The sequence below is a fragment of the Nocardia sp. NPDC003999 genome (assembly GCF_053604885.1).
Map to the genome: position 1 here is coordinate 762,349 of NZ_JBSGIB010000002.1, position 20,968 is coordinate 783,316.

The window sequence follows — 20,968 nt, forward strand, 5'->3', positions numbered from 1 at the left end:
TTACACCGGTGTGAACAGGGTTCCCCACGGCGTATTGCGTACCACCGTGTAGATCGCCAGCAATACGAAGAACGTCCACATGGTCGTCCGGCTGATCGACGGCAACCGCATCTTCCGGCCGCGCCACCCCTGAACCGTCCAGTCCAGCACCCACACCGCGAACGCGAGAACCAGCGGAAGCGCGAGCAAGTTGCTGTGCAGAGCATCGATGACATGCCCGTCGGTGAGGTTGTGCACGGCGCGCATCCCGCCGCAGCCGGGGCAGTAAAAGCCGGTCAGCGCGTACACCGGACAGGTGCCGTAGGAACCCTCGACGTGCGGATCGCGCAGGTGCAGCAATACGCCGACGCCCACACCGACACCCGCCACCAGCAGCGGAAGCGCCGCCCCGCGCCACCCGGTCTTCGGCTCGGTTCCCGGGTCCGTCACGGGTCCGGAGGCAGGGTGCGCGATGTCCACGAGTCAACCGTAACCGGGCGATGAGGTGCGCCGCCACGGCAGCGCCCCGATCTTGGCAACGCGGTCCGACAGCCCAAACGAAGCGCGTCTGACTTTTTCTTTCGAAATGATCTTTTGCCGTACCGAATCCGGGGGTACTCCCCGATATAGACCAGGAATACCGTCGTACGGCGCTAACACTAGCAAGCACCGCTGCTTGCACTGTACGGTGACGGTGGACACAAAGGAGTGCCTGATGCTGGTGAAGTCGATGAGGACGCTGGCGGACGCGCATAACGGTGCGCTCACCGCCGATTACCGTGCCGGACTGCGGTCCCGCACCTTCCGTACCGCGTCGTTGAACGCGCCGACCGCTCGCCACGCGGTCATTCCGGTCACCACCCGAGACGGCGCTCGCTTGCGAGTACACGCGTACGGTCCGGCCAAGGGCGATGTCATCGTCCTGATCCACGGCTGGAGTTGCAGCATCGAGTACTGGAACCCGCAGATCAACGCGTTCGCCGACCGGTACCGAGTGGTCTGCTACGACCAGCGCGGGCACGGCGCGAGCGAACTCGGCAAGTCCGTCCCCAGCAAGGAGTCGCTGGCCGACGATTTGTCGGCCGTGCTGAACGCCACGCTGCGCCCAGGACAGCGGGCCGTGCTCGTCGGCCACAGCATGGGCGGTATCACCGTGCAGGCGTGGGCCGCTCGCTATCCGGAGCAGGTCCGCAAGCAGGCCGCGGCCGCCGTCCTGTTGAACAGTACGTCGGGCAACATCCGCTACGACACCGATCTGCTTCCGCTGCTGAACAAGCCGTTGACCTTGGCGGACCGCCCGATCACGGTGTTCGGCGCCACGGTACGGATGCCCATGATCGTGGCCGAGACGCTGCTCACCGCCCCCGTCCCGCTGCCGGGCGGCTGGCCGACGAGCGCGCTGCTCAAGGCGCGCGTGATGAACCCGCACGCAACCGCGGACCAGGTCGAGTTCGCGCTCGGCATCGTGCGCTCGTGCCGACCGCTCACCCGAGGCAGGCACGCCGCCGCACTCGCCGACATGGATCTCGCCGAAGCGGCCGCCTCCCTCACGGTGCCCACCACGGTGATCGCGGGCGCCCACGACCGTTTGCTGCCCGAGCGCATGTCGCGCCGCATCGCCGACGCGCTCGCGGAAGCCGGTCATTTGGCCGCCTACCACGTCTGGCCCACCGGGCATCTGGGCAATATCGAAGCCGCCGACCGCTTCAACGCGGAATTGGCCGCCATCGCCGAGCGCGCCCACCTGCGCTCCGCAGCCGCCGGCTGACCCCGGAGAACGTTCTCCTGGATCGGTCAACGGCGCCCGGTCCAGGAGCGGCGTTTCCCGAAGTGCGGTCGGCGATCCTGTCCGCTTCGCGGCGACGCCTCCATTCAGTTTGCTAATGCGTCACCAAATCGATCGCGCCCGCGAAAAACGCTGTCGCTCATCGTGAATTTCCGGCGCGCCGACGCCGAATCGCCGCCGCCCACCGCACCCTTCGTACGCTCCCGTTAACACTCAGCGAACTCATGTCGACACAGCAGGCAGACAGTTCGAGTCCGACGAAGGGAGCAGCGGTGGATGTCCGGCATGGTGTAGCGGTCATAGCTCTGACCATCGGCACACTCGGTGTGGCCGCCCCGGTGGTATCCGCGCTTCCTCTCGGCGTCCCCCCGGCGCGAACGCTCTGCGACGGTGGGGGCGCGGGCATCGGCATGATCGCCGCCTACTACGACCCCGACCGCAACTACTCCGGTCTGCCCACGCTGTGGATCCGCCCCGAGTTCGTCTTCGCGCCCGACCGGCCCGGCGGCTCCTGCGGCGTGGAAGTCACGGTTTCCTGGCGAAATTCCGACACCGGCGTGTACGGCACCCTGCCACCGATCCGGGTCGACGACAGCACACCGGCCGAGGAGAACGCGGCAGGCTCATGGATACCGGTGCCCATTCCCTCCGGTCTGGGCCGCGTGGAAGTCCTGATCGCGACGGACGCTCCCCACGTTCCCGGAAAGGGAGTCTTCGTCGTGACGTAGTCGGCGGCTCAGCCGGTGCCGCGGCGTGACTTCATCATCCGAACCCATTGGGCGATGGCCGCCACGGCCGAGAACATCGCCGTCGCACCGGCGAACAGCGCGGTTCCGGTGAGTTTCGCGGTCTCGAACTCGACCTTTCGCAGCCCTGGCAGCGGATATTGCCCGTTGCCTGAAGCCCATCGGATCACATAGCCGACCTGCGTGCCGAGGTCGGTGGGCGGGCCGGAGCCGATCATGGAGCGCAACTCCGGCCCCTTGCTGTTGAGATAGACCAGCGTGAAGGCGATGAAAAGCGCCACCGCCACCGCCGAACCGGTCGTCAAACGCGCGAGTGCCTCGGTGCGGGACCAGAGATTGGCCAACGCCGCGAGCACCGTGAGGAATATCGCGATGGTGGCGAAAATGGCCCATGTGCCGCTGAGATTGGAGTGCGCGGGCGGATTCTTCGACCAGAGCCCCACGAGCGTGGTGGTGATGTGGGTCTGGCCGAAGGCGTTGCTCCAGATCGTGCCATCCGGTCCGCCGGTGGCGAGCCACGGCTTGAACAGCAGGGTGAACGTGATGATGCTTCCGCCCGCGGCACACAGATAACCCGAGTTGTCCCGGAGCAAGACCACCAGCGGTTGCGCTGCCGCCCGGATTTGCGGCAACCGGGTCTGGAGTTTCGGCGGCCGCCCCCGAAGTTTCGGCAACCGCGACCGGAGTTTGGCGACGTCTACCCGGCGTTTCCGAGTACTGCCCGGCGAGCGGATCGTCGCCCCCGCCTGTTGCTGCCGATCTCGATTCGCTCGCCAAGGAGTTGGCTGCACCATGTCGCTAATCGCCCTTCATCGATTCGACAACTGATGGGCCGCCAGATATCGGCTCGCTGATCAGCGGCTCTCGCCCGGCTGGCTCCTCGTGTCGACCGTCGACGGCCACCCCGGGGGCAGTTGCCGTTGGTTTCGCCACGGACAGCGGATCCGCGATGTCCTCCAAGGACTGCCCCTCCGCGTTCACTCCGAAGAACCAGGCGACCAGGCCACCGAAGATCATGAACCCGGCGCCGATGAGGTACCCCACCGTGAGCGGGAACCGGTCGGGGCTCGGGTTGTCCGCGCCGCCGACCAGATGCCCGAAGAGGAACGGCGCGACGACCCCGCCCGCGCCCTGCGCGATGGCGAAGAAGAACGAGATGGCCTGACCACGCAGTTCCAGCGGGAAGATCTCGCTGACCGTGAGATAAGCAGACGACGCCCCCGCCGAGGCGAAGAAGAAGATGACACACCAGAAGATGGTCTGGGTGGTGGCGTTGAGAATGCCCGCATTGAATGCCCACGCGGAAACGAAGAGCAACAAACCGGAGCCCACATAGGTGGCACAGATCATCTTCCGGCGGCCGATACTGTCGAAGAGCGGGCCGAGTACCAGTGGGCCGATCAGATTGCCGACCGCGAACGGGAAGAAATAATAGCCCGTGTGATCGGCCGGCACGTTGTAGAAATTGATCAGCACCAGGCCGACGGTGAAGAAGATCGCATTGTAGAGAAAAGCCTGCGTAGCCATCATCGTGAATCCGAGAAAGGAACGCGATGGATATCGTCCGAAGAAGATCCGGGCCATCTGCAGGTAGGACAGCCGATCCGCGTCCACGATGTCCAAGACTTTGCTCTCGTCGACCGCGGGGAGCTCGATCCCCCTACTCCGCAACTGCCCTTCGATCTCGTCGACGGTCCGCTCCGCTTCCTCGGCCCGCCCGTGGGTGAGCAGCCAGCGCGGGCTCTCCGGAATGTGCCTGCGCAGGAAGATGATGATGAAGCCGAGGACGGGTCCGATGAAGAATCCGATACGCCATCCCCAGCCGGTCGGGATGAATCGCTCGTTGAACAGGATCAGGCTCGCGGCCGCTCCCAATGCCGCGCCACCCCAGTAGGTGCCGTTGATCGCGATGTCGACCCGGCCCCGATATCTGGACGGCATGATCTCGTCGATCGCCGAATTGATCGCCGTGTATTCGCCACCGATTCCGGTGCCCGCGATGAAGCGGAACAAGTACAGCGACCATGCGTTCCAGGAGAAACCGGCCAACCCACTACCGATCAGATAGATCGCCAGGGTCAGGATGAACAGCTTCTTGCGACCGAGCCGGTCGGTGAGCCTGCCGAACACGAGTGCGCCGACGACCTGACCGGCCAGGTACCACGAGGCCATCGCGCCGACCTGCCCGGAGGTCAGATGCAGCGTTTCGACGTCTTGCAGCGGTCCACCCATGCTGCTGACGATCTGGATCTCGATTCCGTCCAGGACCCAGGAGACCCCGAGCCCGACGACGATGAGCCAGTGGAACTTGGTCCACGGAAGCCGGTCCATCCGAGCGGGAACCAGACTTCGTACGACCTTGGTTTGCGTTTCCAGCACTTGACGGATCACCTCGATTTCAGAAGAAGGCCGGACCGTCGGGGGGCCTGCGCCGAGCCCCCGACCGAGCGCCACACAGGGATCACCTCGCCCCCTCACGAACTCGACCAGTGGGCGGGACCGACGCCCGGAACGCGGAAGCCCCAGCACAGCGCGGTCGTGAGCCGGGATCGCGCCTCGACATCTGCACGGGTGTCGCTCCTCAACGGCCTGAGCGGAACACGGTTACGCCCGATTTACGTAAATATTGGATCGTTGTGAATTGTGCCACTAGTTGGCGGCTCATTAAAGCCCGGCATCCTTCCCGCCCCCGGGCGACACTCGGCGCAGCTTGCCGAGCGGCGGGTCAGGCGGGGATCAATCTTCGGGCAGTGGCGATCAGTCCGCCGAGCGGTGGGATGGTGGCCAGGTGTCGCCCCATTCCGCGTCCCTTGCCTCGCGGTACGACTCGCCCTGTCGCTTCGAGACGAGGGTTTGCCGCACGCCGTCGTCGGCCGTGCAGACTTCCAGCGTGACCAGGCCCTTACGTTTGAGCGGATGTCGCAGGATTCGACCCGCGGCGGGGGCGTGCGCGGTCCGAGAGGCGATCACATAGGAGAACTTCTCGTCTTCATGGCCGAGTTCGCCCCCCTTCAACCGCCGGTGCAGGGACGTCCGGTTGATTCGCGTGCTGAAATGGCACCAGTCCGTCCCCGCGGCGAGCGGGCACATCTGTTGGTGCGGGCAGGGGGCCACGACCGTCAGACCGGCTTCGATCAAGACGTCGCGGGCGGAGAGGATTCTGCGATGGCCGTCCGGAGTTCCCGGCTCGATGACGGCCACCACTTCCGCCCCCTCGGCCGCCCTGGCCACCAGATCGGCTTGGTCTGCCTCGGAGAGTTCGCTCAGCACATAGGAAATCGTGACGAGGTCCGCTCCGCCGAATGCTTCCTGAGCGGCGAACGAGGTCCGCCGCCACACGGCGGAGCGCACCGCCGCGGAGGTGGCGTCGGCCGCGAGCTTGCGCCCTAAAAGCAGTGCTTCGTCCACCTGATCCAGTACGGTCGCCTCGGCCAAGGAAGGGAACAGTTCGCTCGCTGCCCATAGCGCCGCGCCGGTGCCCCCGCCGACGTCGAGCAGTGTCTCCGGCCGAAAGCCGGGCGCCTGCTCGGCGAACCGATCGAGCGCACTGTGCACAGCGGCCCACGTCGCGGGCATGCGATAAGCGGCGTAGGCGGTGACGTCGGCGGTCGAAGCGAGAATCGGCGCCGCCGCCGGGCGCGGGTCCCGGTAGCGCGAGATCAGCCGGTCGACCGAGGTGGCAAGCTGCCGCTGGGGAACGCCCGCGCATGCCCGGTCGAGGGCCTCGACAAGTTCGACGGGCAGTTCCACCCGGGATAACTCCTCTGGTCTGTAATGGCAGGCCCGTCATTCTGTCACTGCGGTGCCGACCCTACTTTCCTGGCGCTGTGCGGCAGCGTTCCAGTGCGTCACGCCTGGGGCGGAGGTAGCGCGTGGACGGCGAGGAGGGCGGTGTCGTCCTCCACCCCTGGTCCGAAGGAGTCGAGCAATTCCCGGATGGCTTCGATACCGCCGGATGCCGTCACGGGCGCCAGCGCGCGAGCGAATTCGAGGAGGGCTCGATCGCCGTAACGACCGCCGTTCTCCGTGACGCGAGCTTCGGTGAGGCCATCCGTATAGAGCAGCAGCGTGTCCCCGGCCTCCAGCCGGAAGCTTCTGGTGACGATCCGGGCGTGCGGGATCGCCCCGATCAGCTGGCCACCCTGGGTGTGCATCTCTTCCACGGCGCCGTCGGAACGCAGGAGCAGCGACGGCGGGTGCCCGCCGCCTGCCAATGTGATGTCGCAACCGCCGCGATCGGCAGTGGGCCGGATGAGCCCGAAGATGATCGTGCAGAACCGGGGCCTGTGACCATGGTATCGCTCGGTGAGCGTGGTGTTGAGCGTGTCCAGCACTGCGGCTGGGTCGTGGGTGTAGGCGGTGGCCGTGCGCAGTGTGTAACGGGCCAGTGAAGTGAGTGCCGCGGCAGGAGCTCCTTTGCCACAGACGTCGCCCAGGAACATTCCCCAGGTGTCGGCAGTGATGGGGAACAGATCGTAGAAGTCGCCGCCGACCTCGTCGGCAGAGGCGATGTGGTAGTACGCGGCGACTTCGACGCCGGGGACCTGAGGCAGTTCGGGTGGTAGCAGGGTGGTCTGCAAAGTGGCGTTCAGACGCTGGAGGCGTTCGCGCTCCTCCTCGGCTTCGCGCCGTGCCCGCAGCAACTCCGTCTCGTAGGCCCGGCGCTCGCGGGCGTCGAAGACGGTGGTGCGAATCAGTAGCGGTTGCCCCTCCCTGCCGGTTTTGACGTGCGAACTCACCAGGACGGGTAGTCGCCGACCGTCGGCGGTCTTCATTTCCAGGGCAATGCCACGGATGTCGCCCTGCATCCGCAGCAGAGGTGCGAAGTGGGTTTCGTGATAGAGGCGACCGCCCACGGTGAGCAGGTCGGAGAAGTGTTTGCGTCCCACCAGTTCGTCGCGCCGCCAGCCCAGCCAGTCCAGCAGTGTGGCGTTCACTTTGGCGATGCGGCCGTCCAGCGAGGTGGAGAGGTATCCGCAGGGGGCGTTCTCGTACAGGTCCTCGGCGCTGTCCTCCAGTAGCGCGGCGAACACCGCGTCGTCGTCATCCGCCCCCGCTCCGAGAGCGCTGGCGCCGTCTCGGTCGCCCGCCGCGCTCGTCATCCGGTTTCCGCGGCGAAGGCGGCGATGGCGGCGGCGGTCTCGTCGGGAGAACTGAGCTGCGGGCAGTGTCCGGTCGCGGCGAGCGTGACCAGCCGACTGCCCCTGATCCGTTCATGGACGAACGCCCCGACCTCGGGTGGGGCGATGGCGTCGGCCGAGCACTGCAGAATCAGCGTGGGTACACCCACCGCGTCCAGATCGTCCCGGTTGTCGGAGAGGAACGTGACGCGTGCGAAGACGCGCGCGATCTCGGGGTCGGTGCGGCAGAAACTATTGGTGAGTTCCTCGGCCAGCTCCGGCCGGTCCGGGTTGCCCATGATGACCGGCGCCATCGCGCCCGACCAGCCCAGATAGTTCGCATCGAGCGCCTCCAGCAGTTCCTCGATGTCGGCGGCGCTGAAACCGCCTCGGTACCCGGTGGCCGGATCATCGATGAAACACGGCGAGGGAGTCACCAGTACCAGTCCGGCGAATGCCGCGGGCTCGCGTGCGGCGGCCAGCACTCCCATCGTCGCACTGACCGAATGTCCTACGAAGACCACCGGCCCCAGTTCCAGCTCGCGAAGTAGCGCCAGCACATCCTCCACGTAGCCGTCCATGCTGGAGTAACGCGACGGGGTCCACGCCGAGAGATCCGAGCGGCCCGCACCCACGTGGTCGAACAGGACGACGGTGAAGTCACGCTCCAGAACCGGTGTGACCAGGCGCCACATGTGCTGGTCACACCCGAATCCGTGGGCGAGCACGACCACCGGTGCGCCGATCTTGCCGCGCACGATCACATGGTTCCTGCTCAACACCGCCACACAGACACCTTCGCAGAAGATCTACGCTGACGCCCACCACCGATATTTTGCCAGGTTGCCCCCTCGGGTGAGGCTTCCGGGCAGCAGCGGAGTGGATGACATCCGGCACGGCGGACCGCCGCCTCGCGCACTGGCGCGATCGGCCGCTTTCTGACTGATCAATCGATGGTCTTGCCAAGTCCTTCAGCGGTGGATAGGACTATCGGCGTGGTTGATCAACAGAACGTAGCCCGCACTGTCATGGCGGTTTCCTCGGCCGTGGTCGCCGTCTGCGCGGTGGCGGTGACGGTGAAGCTGATGGGCGCCGATCTCGACCCGGTCCAACAGCCGCGGGTGTTCGATCAGACTGCGTTGGAGCAGCAGGTGGCGAACAGGCTGCAGGGCGTGGGGGATCAACCTGCCGGTCGAGTGACCTGCCCCGGTTCTGTTGTGGTCCAGGTAGGCAACCAGTTCAAATGTCAGGCCTGGACGTACCTTCACTCGAAGGATGTGCTGGTCGAAGTGATCAGCGACCAGGGCGAGATCTCGGTGACCCGTTCGTAGCACCCGAGGCCCGGCCCGCACCTCCGGTCCGGTGTTCAGCGGCGGAACCTACGTTCCAGAATGCGCTGGGCTTGGTTGCGGTGGACAGCAGACCAGGCTTGGACCCGGATCGCCCACCAGGGGGCGATGTCGCGGGGTTTGGTCGTGACGGCGTGCGAGACGAGGTCGGAGGCTTCGTCGACGGTCAGACCGGGGGTGCGGCTGAAGTCGGTGGGGGCGCTCATCCTGGTGTGGACCAGGGGCATGTAGATCGATGTAGTGGTGACATCGTCGCAGGCGATTTCGGCGGCCACGCTGCGCAGCCAGACGTCGAAGGCCGCTTTCGAGGCGATGTAGGCCGACCAGCGTGGACTCGGCGGCAGGAGCACGCCCCAGGTGGAGATATTCACGATATGCCCCTGCTTGCGTGCACGCATATGGGGCAACAGAGTAAGCAGCAGCCGCACCGGGCCGAGATAGTTGATGTCGATGGTGCGGGTGAAATCGTGGAAGCGATCGTAGGACTCGGCGATGGGCCGCCGAATCGACTTTCCCGCATTGCTGATCACGGCATCTATGTGTCCGTACTCGGCCAGCAGTGTCCGGCCGAGCAGGTCGACGGCATCCAGGTCGGTCAGGTCGGTCGTGTACGCGTGGGCCGTGCCACCGTCGGCCGCGATGTCGGCGGCCAGCTGTTCCAGTTCCGGGCGGGACCGGGCCACCAGCGGCACCACCGCGCCCGCCGCGGCCAGCTTCCGCGCACTGGCCTTGCCGATACCGTGCGAGGCCCCGGTCACCAGCACCACCTTGCCTGCGACAGCCGCTCGTAGCGCTTCCTCGGTGGGCCGGGCTGTCGGATACAGCAACCGGATCGCCAGCCGTTCGGCGAGTGACCGTCCACTGTTCGTGGCCGGAGTCTCGTTCACAGCTCGACTGTATAAGGGCTGATCCGAGAACTCACGTGTCATGGCGAACTGGACCCGAGTCGGCGTCGATAGGCGCGCTCGCCCTTTACCCCCCGGAACGAATGATCTGTTCGATATTGCGCTCAGCCAGCGCGCTGATAGTCAATGAAGGATTCACTGTTCCGGTGCTACCCGGCACAGCTGCTCCGTCCATCACGTACAGGTTCCGATAGCCACGCACCCGGCCGTATCCGTCCGTTGCGCGCCCGATCACCGCTCCGCCCAACGGATGGGAGGTGAACGAGGCGTCCGCGTCGAAGGCGGGTCGAGAGATGGGCTGACAGTTGCAGGCCGCGTTGTTGTTGACTTCCCTCGCTCGCGCGAGATAGCCGGCAGCGCCGTCGGCCGGCCACCGCAGCTCCACGCGCCCATCGGCCGGGTCGCAGACGAACCGGCCGCGGGTGTCGTCGAGCACGATGCCCAACGATGCGAGAAGGGTGGTGTCGAAGGGCGTCGTGCCGGGGATGTACCAGTTCTCCAGCGACACGGGTGTGCCCGCCTCGTCCAGAATCCGGCTCGCCGACGGTGTGCCCTGCGTGCCCACCTCGAGCGTGCTGAGCGGCCGCGCCAAGGCGACATCGCCGTTGCTGCCCCAGCCTTCCCCGACGTGCTCGTTCAGGTTCGGCAGCGCGCCGGTTTCCCGGGCACGCACCAGCAGTTCGGAGGTGCCGATGGAGCCCGCGGCCAGGAACAGCATGTCGCAGGTCAGCGTCCGGGTGCGGAGCACTTCACCGGTCGGGTCCAGTTTGGTCACGGCGACGCTATAGCGACCCGACGCTCCCGGTTCCTCGGCGATGGCATCCACGCGATGGCCGGGGTAGATCCGGGCACGGCCGGTGCCCTCGGCGTAGCGCAGGTAATTCTGGTTCAGATCGAATTTCGCGCCGTTGGAGTTGCCCAGGTTCGAGCAGCCGACCGTCGCCGACGGCCTCGATCGCCCGGCCAGTTCGGCGCGGATGACATCCCAATTCCAGGTGCCGTCGATGCGTTGCGGCGTATAACCGGCCACGCGGACCTGTTCGTCCCAGGCCCGCGAGTGCACGAACGCGAAAGAGTTGTAGATATCGTCGGGTATCACGCTGGGCCGCAATACTTCTCGGACCTTGGGGTAATAGACGTCGTGCATCTCGCGATAGTCGACCACGCCGCCGAACACATGGTCGAAGAATCGCTGCTCCGGCTCGATCATCACCCCGGTGAACACCACCGAGCCACCGCCCACACACGCACCGCGCCACACGTCGATGCCCGGGTAATTCGTGACATCGAGGACCCCGCCGAACGGATCGATCTGCAGCGGAATCCGGTTCACCCCGGTAAAGGTCGTGCGATGCCAGAAGCCGCGGCCATCGGGAATCGTGTCGGTGGCGAAGATGTCACGCCACGGATCATTCGGCCAGCGCGACCCGCGCTCGAGCACCGCGACCTCGATCCCCGACTGCGCCAGACGCAGCGCGGTGACCGACGCCCCGAACCCCGATCCGATGACGATCGCGGGCACATGGTCGGCGGGATCCGGCAGCGGCGCGAAGATCTCCGGCACCAACATGCGGTACATCGATGTTCTCGGGCTCGGGCTGAAATCGTCCGCCCACGCCGCAGACGCGGCCGTGCTCGCACCGGCGACACCGAGCATCGTCGCGGCCAAGCCGGCACTCTTGACGAAACCACGCCGGTCCATCGTGCCTCTCGTTCGATCCGAACGTCGCTCCACAACACTTCAGCACCCGCATGGACGACCATGCGTAGTACCTTCCTGGCCCAGCTCATCGGCACCGCCTAGTCGGCGACATCCGTTAACGCTAATAGTTCAGCAATGTAATAGCTACTCTTTATCATGAGGAGTGGGTCGGGAGTGAGGAGGCGGCGATGTTGACTCGCGCCTGGGTTCGGTGGCTACTCACTCATGGCCTGTTACGGACCTATCTCCGATGGGCGGCACGCCGGGGTGACCCGCTCGGGCAAATCGCTGTCGGCCAGGATCGCTTGCTCGGCTCATCACCATATATCGAGGAGATCCGGCGGCGCGGCCGTATTCCCAGCATGTCGGGCGTACACGTGACGGCAGACTACGAACTGTGCCGACTCATCTTGCGCGATCGTCGCTTCGGTGTGGTCACCCCATTCCATCCAGCCCTGCCGAAGCCGATCCGCCGGGCGCTGGACAAAACGGATCTGGGGCTTCCCAACCTCGGGGAGCCGCCTTCGATGCTCGTGACCGATCCGCCGGATCACACCCGGTACCGACGCCTGGTCCGGCACGCATTCGGCCCGAAGGCGATCGCGGCGCTGGAGGGACGAGTCACCGAAGCGACCAACGACTTACTCGAACGCCTGGAATCGAAGCCTCGCCCTGATCTGATCGAGGACTTTTCCGCACAGCTGCCCGTCACGGTCATCGCCGAGATCCTCGGATTGCCCGCCGACATGCATCCGACCCTGCTGAAATGGGGAGACACAGGTGCGCCACTGCTCGAACGTGGCCTGAGCTGGACCACCTACCGCCACGCCATCGAAGACTTGGTCGAGGTCAAACAGTACTTCGACCACTACCTCGACGAACTCGCCGCCGAACCGAACAACGACGTACTCAGCATGCTGGCGACAGACGGCGAAACCACCCGTCGCGAGCAGGTGGCCAACGCGGCCCTGCTGCTGGACGCCGGCTTCTTGACGACAGTGAACATGCTCGGCAACGGAATCGTCCTACTGACAGGCCATCCAGACCAGCTGCAATCGCTCATCGCGCAGCCGGACTTGTGGCCTAACGCAGTCGAGGAAATCCTGCGCTACGACGGTCCCGTGCGGATGACCGGCCGGGTCGCGAACTGCGACGTCGACATCGCCGGTGAGCGCATCGAATCGGGTTCCCTGGTCCTGCTGTCGTTGGCCGGCGCCAACAACGACCCCGCAGTCTTCCCAGATCCCCACCAATTCGACGTGACCAGGGACAACGCCACGGAACATCTCGCGTTCAGCAGCGGGATACACGGCTGCCTGGGAGCCAGGCTGGCCCGGCTGGAAGGCGCCGTCGCGCTGCGAACCCTCTTCGAGAGGTACCCGAATTTGAGCCTGGACGGTCCGCCGGTCCCCCATCCCTTGCGGAATCTGCACGCCTACCGCTCCATGCCCGCCAAGCTCCTTGCCGACTAGATACCGGGTTGCGCGACGGCGTCGGTCCGGTCCGGCGGGGTCGTCGAAGGAGTGAGGTGCTTCGGCTTCTGGTTGGTGGAATATCGGCGTTGGCCGGTCTGGGGTCAGCCGGCCTGAAGTTTCACCACCGGATCGAGGCCCAGATCGGTGATGTATACATTGCCCGCCGAGTCGACCGCCACGCCCTGGGGATTCTTCAAGCCGGTGAACGGCAGTGGGGTGGGCGTCGACGCGCCGGCCGCCAACCTCACCACCCATTTGTTACCCCAGTCCACGACGTACACATCTCCCGCCGTGTCGACCGCCAAGCCCTGGGGATCTTTGAGCCCGGTGAATGGCAACATGGTCGGCGCCGACGCGCCCGCGGCCAACATCCTCACCTGCTCGGTACCCAATTCGGTGACGTATAGGTTGCCCGCCGCGTCGACCGCCACACCATCGGGACCTTGGAGCCCCGTCAACGGCAGCGTCGTCGGCGCCGCCGCGCCCGCCGCCAATTTCAGCACCCGATCATTCCCCCGGTCGGCGACGTATACGTCGCCAGCATTGTCGACCGCCACACCATGGGGATCCTTCAGCCCGGTGAACGGCAGCGGGGCAGGTGTCGACGCGCCCACCGCCAATTTCAGCACCCGATCGTTACTCGTGTCGCTGACGTATACATTGCCCGCCGGGTCGACCGCCACATCCTGGGGATTCTTCAGGCCGGTGATAGGCAGCGGGGTCGGCGTCGACGCGCCCGCCGCCAATTTCAGCACCCGATCGCTACCCATGTCGGTGACGTATACGTTGCCCGCCGGGTCGACCGCCACACCGGTAGGCAGGCTGACGCCGGTGAACGGCAGCGCAGTCTGTGCTGAATAGCCCGGGGCGATAAGTGTGGGCGAGTTGCCACCGCCGCCTGATCCCCGTTGGACGCCGACGACGACAGCTACGGCGGCCACCACCACCGCGACCGCGACCGCGAGCAGTCCGGCGTTCTGGCGCGAGAACCTGATTCGCCGCCCATGGCGCGTAGCCACGCCCACGGTGGGACCGACGGGCGAATCGCCCAGCGCGGCGCGGGCGGCCGCGGCCAGTTCACGCACAGTCTGGTAACGATCGCGGGGGTTCTTGGCCATCCCCTTCGCGATGACCGCATCGAACGCAGTCGGTACGTCGGGTGTGGTGGCGCTGGGACGCGGCGGCGGGCTGTGCAGGTGATGGGCGATCACACCCTGCATCCCGAATTCGCTCGCGAACGGCGGCCTGCCGGTCAGACATTCGAACAACACGCACGTCAACGCGTACACGTCCACTCGGGCGTCGGCCTTGACCTCGGCGTCGATCTCCTCCGGCGCCATGTAGGCGAGGGTGCCGATGGTCTCGCCGGTCGCGGTCAGCGTACGGTCATCGGCGGCGTGGGCGATCCCGAAGTCGATCAGGGAGGCGAACTCATCGGTCCCCAGCAGGATATTGGTGGGTTTGACATCACGGTGAACCAGCCCGGCGTCGTGAGCCGCCTGCAGCGCACCGGCCACCTGGACGATGATCGCCACTGCCCGCCGCGGCGACAAGGCACCTTCCCGCGCGATCAACGTGCGCAGGTCGGTGCCCTCGATCAGGCGCATATTCAGATAGAGCCGACCGTCGATATCGCCGAAGTCGTGGATGGGGATCACATGCGGCTCGGTCAACTGCGCCACCGCCCGGCACTCCCGGCGGAACCGCTCGCGCAGCTGCTCGTCATCGGCGAAGCGCTCGGGCAACACCTTCAGCGCCACCACCCGATTGGTCAGCGAATCATGCGCCCGCCACACCTGGCCCATGCCGCCCTGACCCAGCAGCGATAACAGCCGATAGCGCCCGAACGCCTCGGCTGGCCCCGACCCCCGGGCGGTGTCCCCGCCATTCACTGACGTGTCATCCATGATGCCGTCCCGTGACCACTTGTCTGGCTAACGGCGTACTCGCTTGCAGTTGCACCCGCGAGCAGGTAGCTCCACACTAGTCGATTCAGCCAGGACCGAGGCTCGATAGTCAGGCGGTATCGTCGGTGTACCCGAGGTTATTCGGCGGCCGCTCGGTACCCGCAGCAGGTGGCTGCTTCCTCACCCCGCACTGCGCAGAAGCTCGACGTACGGCGACGACCGAACCAGGACCACAACGGTTCTCGGGCCACGAGGCCGTGTTGGCTGCGGCACTGCCACGGGTCGAGGCAGTCAGGGTTGATCCCGCAAGCGAAGAAACGTCTTGTACCAGGAATGATGGAGCCGCCTGGGGGAATCGAACCCCCGACCTTTTCATTACGAGTGAAGCGCTCTACCGACTGAGCTAAGGCGGCGTGCCTTTCGGCCAGGGAAGTCTATCGTCTCGCAGGCCCGATCGCGAAAACGGGTGGTCACGGTCACTGGGCGCGGGCCGCGATGAGGGCGGCGGCCATGGCCGCGAGAGCAAAACGGGGTTTGACGTTCTGGTCGAGCGCGGTGCGGCAGGCCAGAACGGCCTCGATGGACTTCAGCAGACCCTCCGGGCGCACGCGGTCGGCCAGATCGTGAATCTCGTCGGACAGGTCGGGGTGGGTGAGCGCGACGCCGGAGCCGAGCCGGGTGGCCCCGAACCGCACGGCCAGTGCGTCCCGATAGACGCCCGCGACATCGATCAGGGCACGATCGAGGGCGTCGCGGCCGGTGCGGGTCGCGCGGGACTTCTGCCGCCGCTCGAGGTCCTTGAGCACGCCCGCGGAACCGCGGGTGGCGCTCGCCGCGCCCTTGCCGGTACCGCCCGCGCCCAGCGCGGTCGCGAGTTCCTCGCGCTCGCGTTCGTCGCGGCCCGCGCTCATCTGCTTGGCCTCGTCGTCGGCCGCGCGCACCAGTTCGTCGGCGGCGGCATAGGCCGCACCGGGCTTCCCGGCCGCGGTGACCAAGGCCAGGGCACGCTGACGGCGGGCGCGTGCCTCCTCGTCGGTGGCGAGCCTGCGGGCACGGCCGACATGTCCGCCGCTGATGGACGCGGCCCAGGTAGCGGTCTTCTCGTCGAGGTTGTCGCGCTCGCGGAGCACTCGCGCGATGGCGGGCACCGATGGCGTCACCAGATGCACGTGGCGGCAGCGGGAACGCAACGTGATCGAGATGTCCTCCGGGTCCACCGAGGGTGCACAGAGCAGGAACACCGTCCGGTCCGGCGGCTCCTCGACGACCTTGAGCAGCACGTTGCCCGCCGCCTCGGTCAAGCGGTCGGCATCCTCGATGACCACCACCTGCCAGCGCCCCGTGCTGGGCCTGCGCGAGGCCACCTGCACGATCTCGCGCATCTCCTTGGTGCTGATGCTCAGCCCCTCCGGCACCACCCGGCGAACGTCGCCGTGCGTGCCCGCCATGGTCGTGGTGCAGGCATGACACCTACCGCACCCGGGCGTCGCCGGATCCGTGCACTGCAGCGCCGCCGCGAAACACAGCGCGGCAACGGATCTGCCCGATCCGGGCGGGCCGGTGAACAACCAGGAGTGCGTCATCGCGCCCTCGACCACGCCCCCGCGCGCAGCGACCGCGGCAGCCGTCAACTCGGACTCGACCGCCTCCTGGCCGACCAACCGATCGAAGACTCCCGCCACGTCGTACACCCTAGCCGCCCCTCCCGACAGATCCCGGACGGTCTCGGACACCACGCTCGCCACCGTCGACGGCCCACATACACCAGGCCCGGACGCACCGTCCGGCTCGCCCGCGCATGGCCCGGCCAGCCCACACCACCCGACTCCGCCATGCACCGCTCGGCCGGTCACACGCTGTCCGACTGAGCCGTGCACACGCAGCTCGGCGGGAGCGGCTGAGTCGGACCGCTATGGATCTTGTCAGCCCATGCGGCCGCAAGCCCTGTTCCGGAACTAGGAGACGCGCTGCTGCGTGCTGTTCGCCCCGTCCAGCTCCTCACGGATGATGTCGGCGTGCCCGGAGTGATGCGCGATCTCCCGCAAGATGTGCAGCACCGTGTAACGCACCGACTGCCAGATCCGCTCCGGAGTCCACGGCGTCGTGGGAGTGGGGATCGAGGTGTCGAGACTGTCCACCGAACGGATCAGCTCGGCCGTCTCCGCCGCCACCTCGTCCCAGTCGGCCAGCAGGCCGGTCAGGGTCTCCTGCTCCGCCATGACGTACTCGCCGCCGAACTTCGAGACATCCAGCTCCGCGTTCTCGTCCCGTCGCACGATCACCGAGGTCCAGTGCCGTTCGCAGCTGACCAAGTGGTGCAGCAGCCCGCCGAGGGTCAGCTCGCTGACCGTGGTCCGCCGCCGCGCCTGCTCGTCATCGACGCCGCGCAGCGTGATCCGGAAAAGCTCGCGCTGGTCGGCGAGCATCGCGATCAGATCCTCGCGCTCCTGTTCGGTACTCATGGCGCTCAGGCTACGGCTGTGGCCACGAGCCGGGAACTCACGACTTCCCGACGCCGGTCTTCTTCGCCGCCGCCTTCTGCGCCGTGGTCTTCTTGGCCACCGTCTTGGTGGTGGTCGCCTTCTTGGCGGCGGTCTTCTTCGCCGCGGTCTTCTTGGCGGGCGCCTTCTTCGCCGCGGCCTTCTTGACGGTCTTCTTCACCGGTCCGCGCGCACGCCGGTCGGCGAGCAGTTCCATCGCCCGCTCCGGGGTGATCGATTCGATCTCGTCACCCTTGCGCAGTGTCGCGTTGGTCTCGCCGTCGGTGACGTACGGGCCGAAGCGGCCGTCCTTGATCACCATCGGCTTGCCGGTGGCGGAGTCGTTTCCGAGTTCCCGCAGCGGAGCGGCGCTCGATGCCTGCCGTCCACGGCGCTTCGGCTCGGCGTAGATCTTCAGCGCCTCGTCCAGCGTGACGGTGAAGATCTGATCCTCGGTGTTCAGCGAACGCGAGTCGGTGCCCTTCTTCAGGTACGGCCCGTAACGTCCGTTCTGCGCGGTGATTTCCTCGCCGCTGGCCGGGTCGGTGCCGACCACACGCGGCAACGACAGCAACTTCAGCGCGTCGTCGAGTGTGATGGTGGCCAGATCCATGGACTTGAACAGCGAACCGGTGCGCGGCTTGGGCGCCGCGGCCTTCTTCGCGGTCTTCTTGGCGGGCTCTTGTCCCTCCTCGGCCTGCGGTTCGGGCAGGACCTCGGTGACGTACGGACCGAAACGTCCTTCCTTGGCGACGATTTCGTGCCCCGACTCGGGATCGACGCCGAGCGAACGGCCCTCCTGCGGCGTGGCGAACAGCTTCTCGGCGACCTCAGGGGTCAGCTCGTCCGGCGGGAGATCGTCGGGGAGATTGGCCCGCTGAGACACCGCATTGCCTTCGGGGTCATCGGGATCGGTGACCATCCGCTCCAAATAGGGACCGTACTTGCCGACCCGGACGACGACGTCTCGATCGGCGGCATCGCTGAACAGCTTGATGGAGTTGATCTCGCGGGCGTCGATGTCATCGAGCCGCTCCCCCACCATCTTCTTCAGACCGCCGGACCGCGCGACCGAGCCCTCCACGCCGTGATCGCCGCCGAAGTAGAAGCTGGACAACCAGTTTCCGCGCTGCTCGCGGCCACCGGCGATGGCGTCGAGGTCGTCCTCCATGGCGGCGGTGAAGTCGAAATCGACCAGTCGGCCGAAATGCTCTTCGAGCAGGCCGATCACCGCGAACGCCACCCACGACGGCACCAGTGCGCTGCCGCGTTTGTAGACGTAGCCGCGGTCGAGGATCGTCTTGATGATCGACGAATACGTCGACGGGCGGCCGATGCCGAGCTCTTCGAGCGTCTTGATCAGCGACGCCTCGGTGTAGCGCGCGGGCGGATTCGTGCTGTGCCCATCGGGATTCAGCTCGACCGCGGTGACCGCCTGGCCTTCCTCGAGTGCGGGCAGCCTGGACTCGGCGTCGTCGGACTGGCCGCCCGCCTCCTCGTCGACGCTCTCCACATAGGCCTTCAGGAAGCCGGGGAACGTGATGGTGCGGCCGGAAGCAGAGAAAACGCACTCTTCGCCGGTGCCAGCGACGCCGGTTATGCGCAACGTCAGCGTGGTGCCCCTGGCGTCGGCCATCTGGGAGGCGACCGTGCGCTGCCAGATGAGTTCGTAGAGGCGGAACTCGTCGTTGTCCAACCGCGCGTGCAGTTGGCCGGGCGTGGCGAAGGTGTCGCCCGCTGGACGGATGGCCTCGTGCGCCTCCTGCGCGTTCTTCACCTTGCGGTTGTATTGCCGCGCGGTCGGGTGCACGTACTCCGAGCCGTAGAGCTGGGTCGCCTGCGCGCGCGCCGCCGCGATGGCCGACTCCGACAGCGTCGTCGAGTCGGTGCGCATATAAGTGATATAGCCGTTCTCGTACAGTCGCTGCGCCACCCGCATGGTCCGCTCGGAGGTGAAACGGAGTTTGCGCCCCGCCTCCTGCTGCAACGTCGAGGTCATGAACGGCGGATAGGGCTTGCGGGTGTACGGCTTGGCCTCCGCCGAGGAGACCACCAGGTCGGCGCCGTCCAGCGCCTCGGCCAGCCGCCGCGCGTAGCCCTCGTCCAGCACGACGACGCCGTTGGTGGACTTGAGCCGTCCGTCCGATCCGAAATCGCGCCCGGTGGCGACCCGTGCGCCGTCGACGGTGACCAGTCGCGCGCCGAAGGTTCTCGGGTTGGTGGCGTCGCTCGCCTGGCCGTTGCCCGCGTCGAGCTTGGCGGCGATGTCCCAGTACTCGGCCGAACGGAACGACATCCGCTCGCGTTCACGCTGCACGATCACCCGGGTGGCCACCGACTGCACGCGACCGGCCGACAGCCGCGGCATGACCTTCTTCCACAGCACGGGACTGACCTCGTAGCCGTAGAGCCGGTCCAGGATGCGGCGGGTCTCCTGGGCGTCGACCAGATCGTTGTCGAGGTCACGGGTGTCCGCGGCGGCGGCCTGGATGGCCGGCTCGGTGATCTCGTGGAACACCATCCGCCGGACCGGCACCTTGGGTTTGAGCGTCTCCAGCAGGTGCCAGGCGATCGCCTCGCCCTCGCGGTCGGGGTCGGTGGCCAGGTAGAGCTCGTCGGCGTCCTTCAGCAGACTCTTGAGCTCGGTGACCTTGGCCTTCTTGTCCGGGCTCACGACGTAGATGGGTTCGAAGTCGTTGTCGACGTCCACGCCGAGACGCGCCCAGGACTGGCCCTTGTACTTGGCCGGGACATCGGCCGCACCACGCGGCAGATCCCGGATATGGCCGACCGACGCCTCGACCGTGTAGTTACGACCGAGGTACGGCGCGATCTTGCGGGCCTTGGTCGGGGACTCGACGATCACGAGACGACGCAGGGGACGGCCCTGGTCGGCTGCACCGAGGTCTCGTGTTGCCACCGGCGAATACACCTTTCCTGATCGACCCGCGCTGCGTCTTTTCCCGCTGCGCGCGGCTGGGGTGAGCGGCTGCGACGGCTGAACATCGCACCAGACACGTTTATACCGTGACGCCGCGTGTGGTCGAGTGCTTGCGACTCGAACCACCGAGCGTACGCCCGTGAGTTCGAATCAGTATGCCTTGCCGTTTCGCCACACCTGCGCCGCGGCATGCTCGGCGGACCGTTCCGCCGGCGCACGCGGGCCGTGACTACCCCAGATATAGCTCGTCCCTCACCCCGTTGCCGGTGGTGAGGGACGAGCTGTGGATCCTTGCGCCGCTCAGCTGAGCGCACGCACTCCGGTGGCCTGCGGGCCCTTGGTGCCCTGGCCGACCTCGAACTCGACCTTCTGGTTCTCCTCGAGGGTGCGGAAACCCGAACCCTGGATCTCGGAGTAGTGGACGAAGACGTCAGCGGAGCCGTCCTCCGGCGCGATGAAGCCGAACCCCTTCTCCGCGTTGAACCACTTCACAGTTCCCTGTGCCATTCTGTTCCTTCTCTTTTCTTACCGGAACGGCGGACAACTGGGTTCGTCCACCGGGTCCGTTGTGACCGCTG

General features: G+C 66.5%; 17 protein-coding genes and 1 tRNA gene. 4 read left to right on the forward strand and 14 right to left on the reverse strand.

Features of this window, described 5'->3' with window-relative positions:
• Nucleotides 1-459 (reverse strand): DUF2752 domain-containing protein, encoded by a 459-nt coding sequence (locus ACWESM_RS07405; protein ID WP_397275293.1) that lies wholly within the window; start codon nucleotides 457-459, stop codon nucleotides 1-3.
• A gap of 235 nt (nucleotides 460-694) precedes the next feature.
• Between ACWESM_RS07405 and ACWESM_RS07410 the strand changes: the two genes are divergently transcribed.
• Together ACWESM_RS07410 and ACWESM_RS07415 are read left to right on the forward strand one after the other, a co-directional pair.
• On the forward strand, nucleotides 695-1,747 hold the full coding sequence (locus ACWESM_RS07410) for an alpha/beta fold hydrolase (RefSeq protein WP_355079209.1): 1,053 nt from the start codon (nucleotides 695-697) through the stop codon (nucleotides 1,745-1,747).
• A 290-nt stretch (nucleotides 1,748-2,037) separates the two neighbouring features.
• A complete protein-coding gene (locus ACWESM_RS07415; RefSeq protein WP_364438348.1) occupies nucleotides 2,038-2,493 on the forward strand; it encodes a hypothetical protein in 456 nt (151 codons plus the stop codon).
• An 8-nt stretch (nucleotides 2,494-2,501) separates the two neighbouring features.
• Here ACWESM_RS07415 and ACWESM_RS07420 read toward each other — a convergent pair whose 3' ends face one another.
• The 5 genes from ACWESM_RS07420 to ACWESM_RS07440 all read right to left on the reverse strand — a co-directional run bounded on the left by ACWESM_RS07420 (nucleotide 2,502) and on the right by ACWESM_RS07440 (nucleotide 8,419).
• On the reverse strand, nucleotides 2,502-3,143 hold the full coding sequence (locus tag ACWESM_RS07420) for a hypothetical protein (RefSeq protein ID WP_355079213.1): 642 nt from the start codon (nucleotides 3,141-3,143) through the stop codon (nucleotides 2,502-2,504).
• Nucleotides 3,144-3,309: 166 nt separating this feature from the next.
• The gene (locus tag ACWESM_RS07425) at nucleotides 3,310-4,890 is read right to left on the reverse strand and encodes an MFS transporter (RefSeq protein ID WP_452491112.1); all 1,581 of its coding nucleotides are present in this window, start codon (nucleotides 4,888-4,890) and stop codon (nucleotides 3,310-3,312) included.
• A 378-nt stretch (nucleotides 4,891-5,268) separates the two neighbouring features.
• Entirely contained in the window at nucleotides 5,269-6,261 is a 993-nt protein-coding gene (locus ACWESM_RS07430; RefSeq protein WP_364438339.1) for a small ribosomal subunit Rsm22 family protein, read from the reverse strand.
• 98 nt (nucleotides 6,262-6,359) lie between these two features.
• The gene (locus tag ACWESM_RS07435; RefSeq protein ID WP_452491113.1) at nucleotides 6,360-7,613 is read right to left on the reverse strand and encodes a SpoIIE family protein phosphatase; all 1,254 of its coding nucleotides are present in this window, start codon (nucleotides 7,611-7,613) and stop codon (nucleotides 6,360-6,362) included.
• Nucleotides 7,610-8,419, reverse strand: coding sequence for an alpha/beta fold hydrolase (locus tag ACWESM_RS07440; RefSeq protein WP_355079221.1), 810 nt, complete (start codon nucleotides 8,417-8,419; stop codon nucleotides 7,610-7,612). Before ACWESM_RS07440 ends, ACWESM_RS07435 begins: the two co-directional genes overlap by 4 nt.
• Before the next feature lie 207 nt (nucleotides 8,420-8,626).
• Here ACWESM_RS07440 and ACWESM_RS07445 point away from each other — a divergent pair, with 207 nt between their 5' ends.
• Nucleotides 8,627-8,962 carry a DUF4333 domain-containing protein gene (locus tag ACWESM_RS07445; RefSeq protein WP_355079223.1) on the forward strand — a complete coding sequence of 112 codons (336 nt, stop codon included), beginning with the start codon at nucleotides 8,627-8,629 and terminating at the stop codon, nucleotides 8,960-8,962.
• Between the two features lie 35 nt (nucleotides 8,963-8,997).
• On the opposite strand, the gene ACWESM_RS07450 is transcribed toward ACWESM_RS07445, so the two are convergent.
• Complete coding sequence (locus ACWESM_RS07450) at nucleotides 8,998-9,867, reverse strand: SDR family NAD(P)-dependent oxidoreductase (RefSeq protein WP_355079225.1); 870 nt, start codon at nucleotides 9,865-9,867, stop codon at nucleotides 8,998-9,000.
• Nucleotides 9,868-9,952: 85 nt separating this feature from the next.
• Nucleotides 9,953-11,587: a GMC oxidoreductase gene (locus ACWESM_RS07455; RefSeq protein ID WP_452491114.1), complete on the reverse strand. Its 1,635-nt coding sequence runs from the start codon at nucleotides 11,585-11,587 to the stop codon at nucleotides 9,953-9,955.
• 188 nt (nucleotides 11,588-11,775) lie between these two features.
• Here ACWESM_RS07455 and ACWESM_RS07460 point away from each other — a divergent pair, with 188 nt between their 5' ends.
• Nucleotides 11,776-13,059 carry a cytochrome P450 gene (locus tag ACWESM_RS07460; protein WP_452491115.1) on the forward strand — a complete coding sequence of 428 codons (1,284 nt, stop codon included), beginning with the start codon at nucleotides 11,776-11,778 and terminating at the stop codon, nucleotides 13,057-13,059.
• A 104-nt stretch (nucleotides 13,060-13,163) separates the two neighbouring features.
• Here the strand turns inward: ACWESM_RS07460 and ACWESM_RS07465 are convergent, their stop codons facing one another.
• From ACWESM_RS07465 to ACWESM_RS07490, 6 genes are all read right to left on the reverse strand, one after another.
• Nucleotides 13,164-14,969, reverse strand: coding sequence for a serine/threonine-protein kinase PknD (locus tag ACWESM_RS07465; RefSeq protein WP_452491116.1), 1,806 nt, complete (start codon nucleotides 14,967-14,969; stop codon nucleotides 13,164-13,166).
• A gap of 337 nt (nucleotides 14,970-15,306) precedes the next feature.
• A tRNA-Thr gene (locus ACWESM_RS07470) sits at nucleotides 15,307-15,382 on the reverse strand.
• Nucleotides 15,383-15,445: 63 nt separating this feature from the next.
• Nucleotides 15,446-16,651 (reverse strand): DNA polymerase III subunit delta', encoded by a 1,206-nt coding sequence (locus ACWESM_RS07475; protein WP_452491117.1) that lies wholly within the window; start codon nucleotides 16,649-16,651, stop codon nucleotides 15,446-15,448.
• A 273-nt stretch (nucleotides 16,652-16,924) separates the two neighbouring features.
• Nucleotides 16,925-17,431: a mycothiol transferase gene (locus ACWESM_RS07480; RefSeq protein ID WP_355079233.1), complete on the reverse strand. Its 507-nt coding sequence runs from the start codon at nucleotides 17,429-17,431 to the stop codon at nucleotides 16,925-16,927.
• A gap of 37 nt (nucleotides 17,432-17,468) precedes the next feature.
• Complete coding sequence (topA, locus tag ACWESM_RS07485) at nucleotides 17,469-20,369, reverse strand: type I DNA topoisomerase (RefSeq protein ID WP_452491118.1); 2,901 nt, start codon at nucleotides 20,367-20,369, stop codon at nucleotides 17,469-17,471.
• A gap of 321 nt (nucleotides 20,370-20,690) precedes the next feature.
• Nucleotides 20,691-20,897, reverse strand: a complete 207-nt coding sequence (locus ACWESM_RS07490; protein WP_011206895.1) for a cold-shock protein — start codon at nucleotides 20,895-20,897, stop codon at nucleotides 20,691-20,693.
• Nucleotides 20,898-20,968 lie beyond the last annotated feature (71 nt).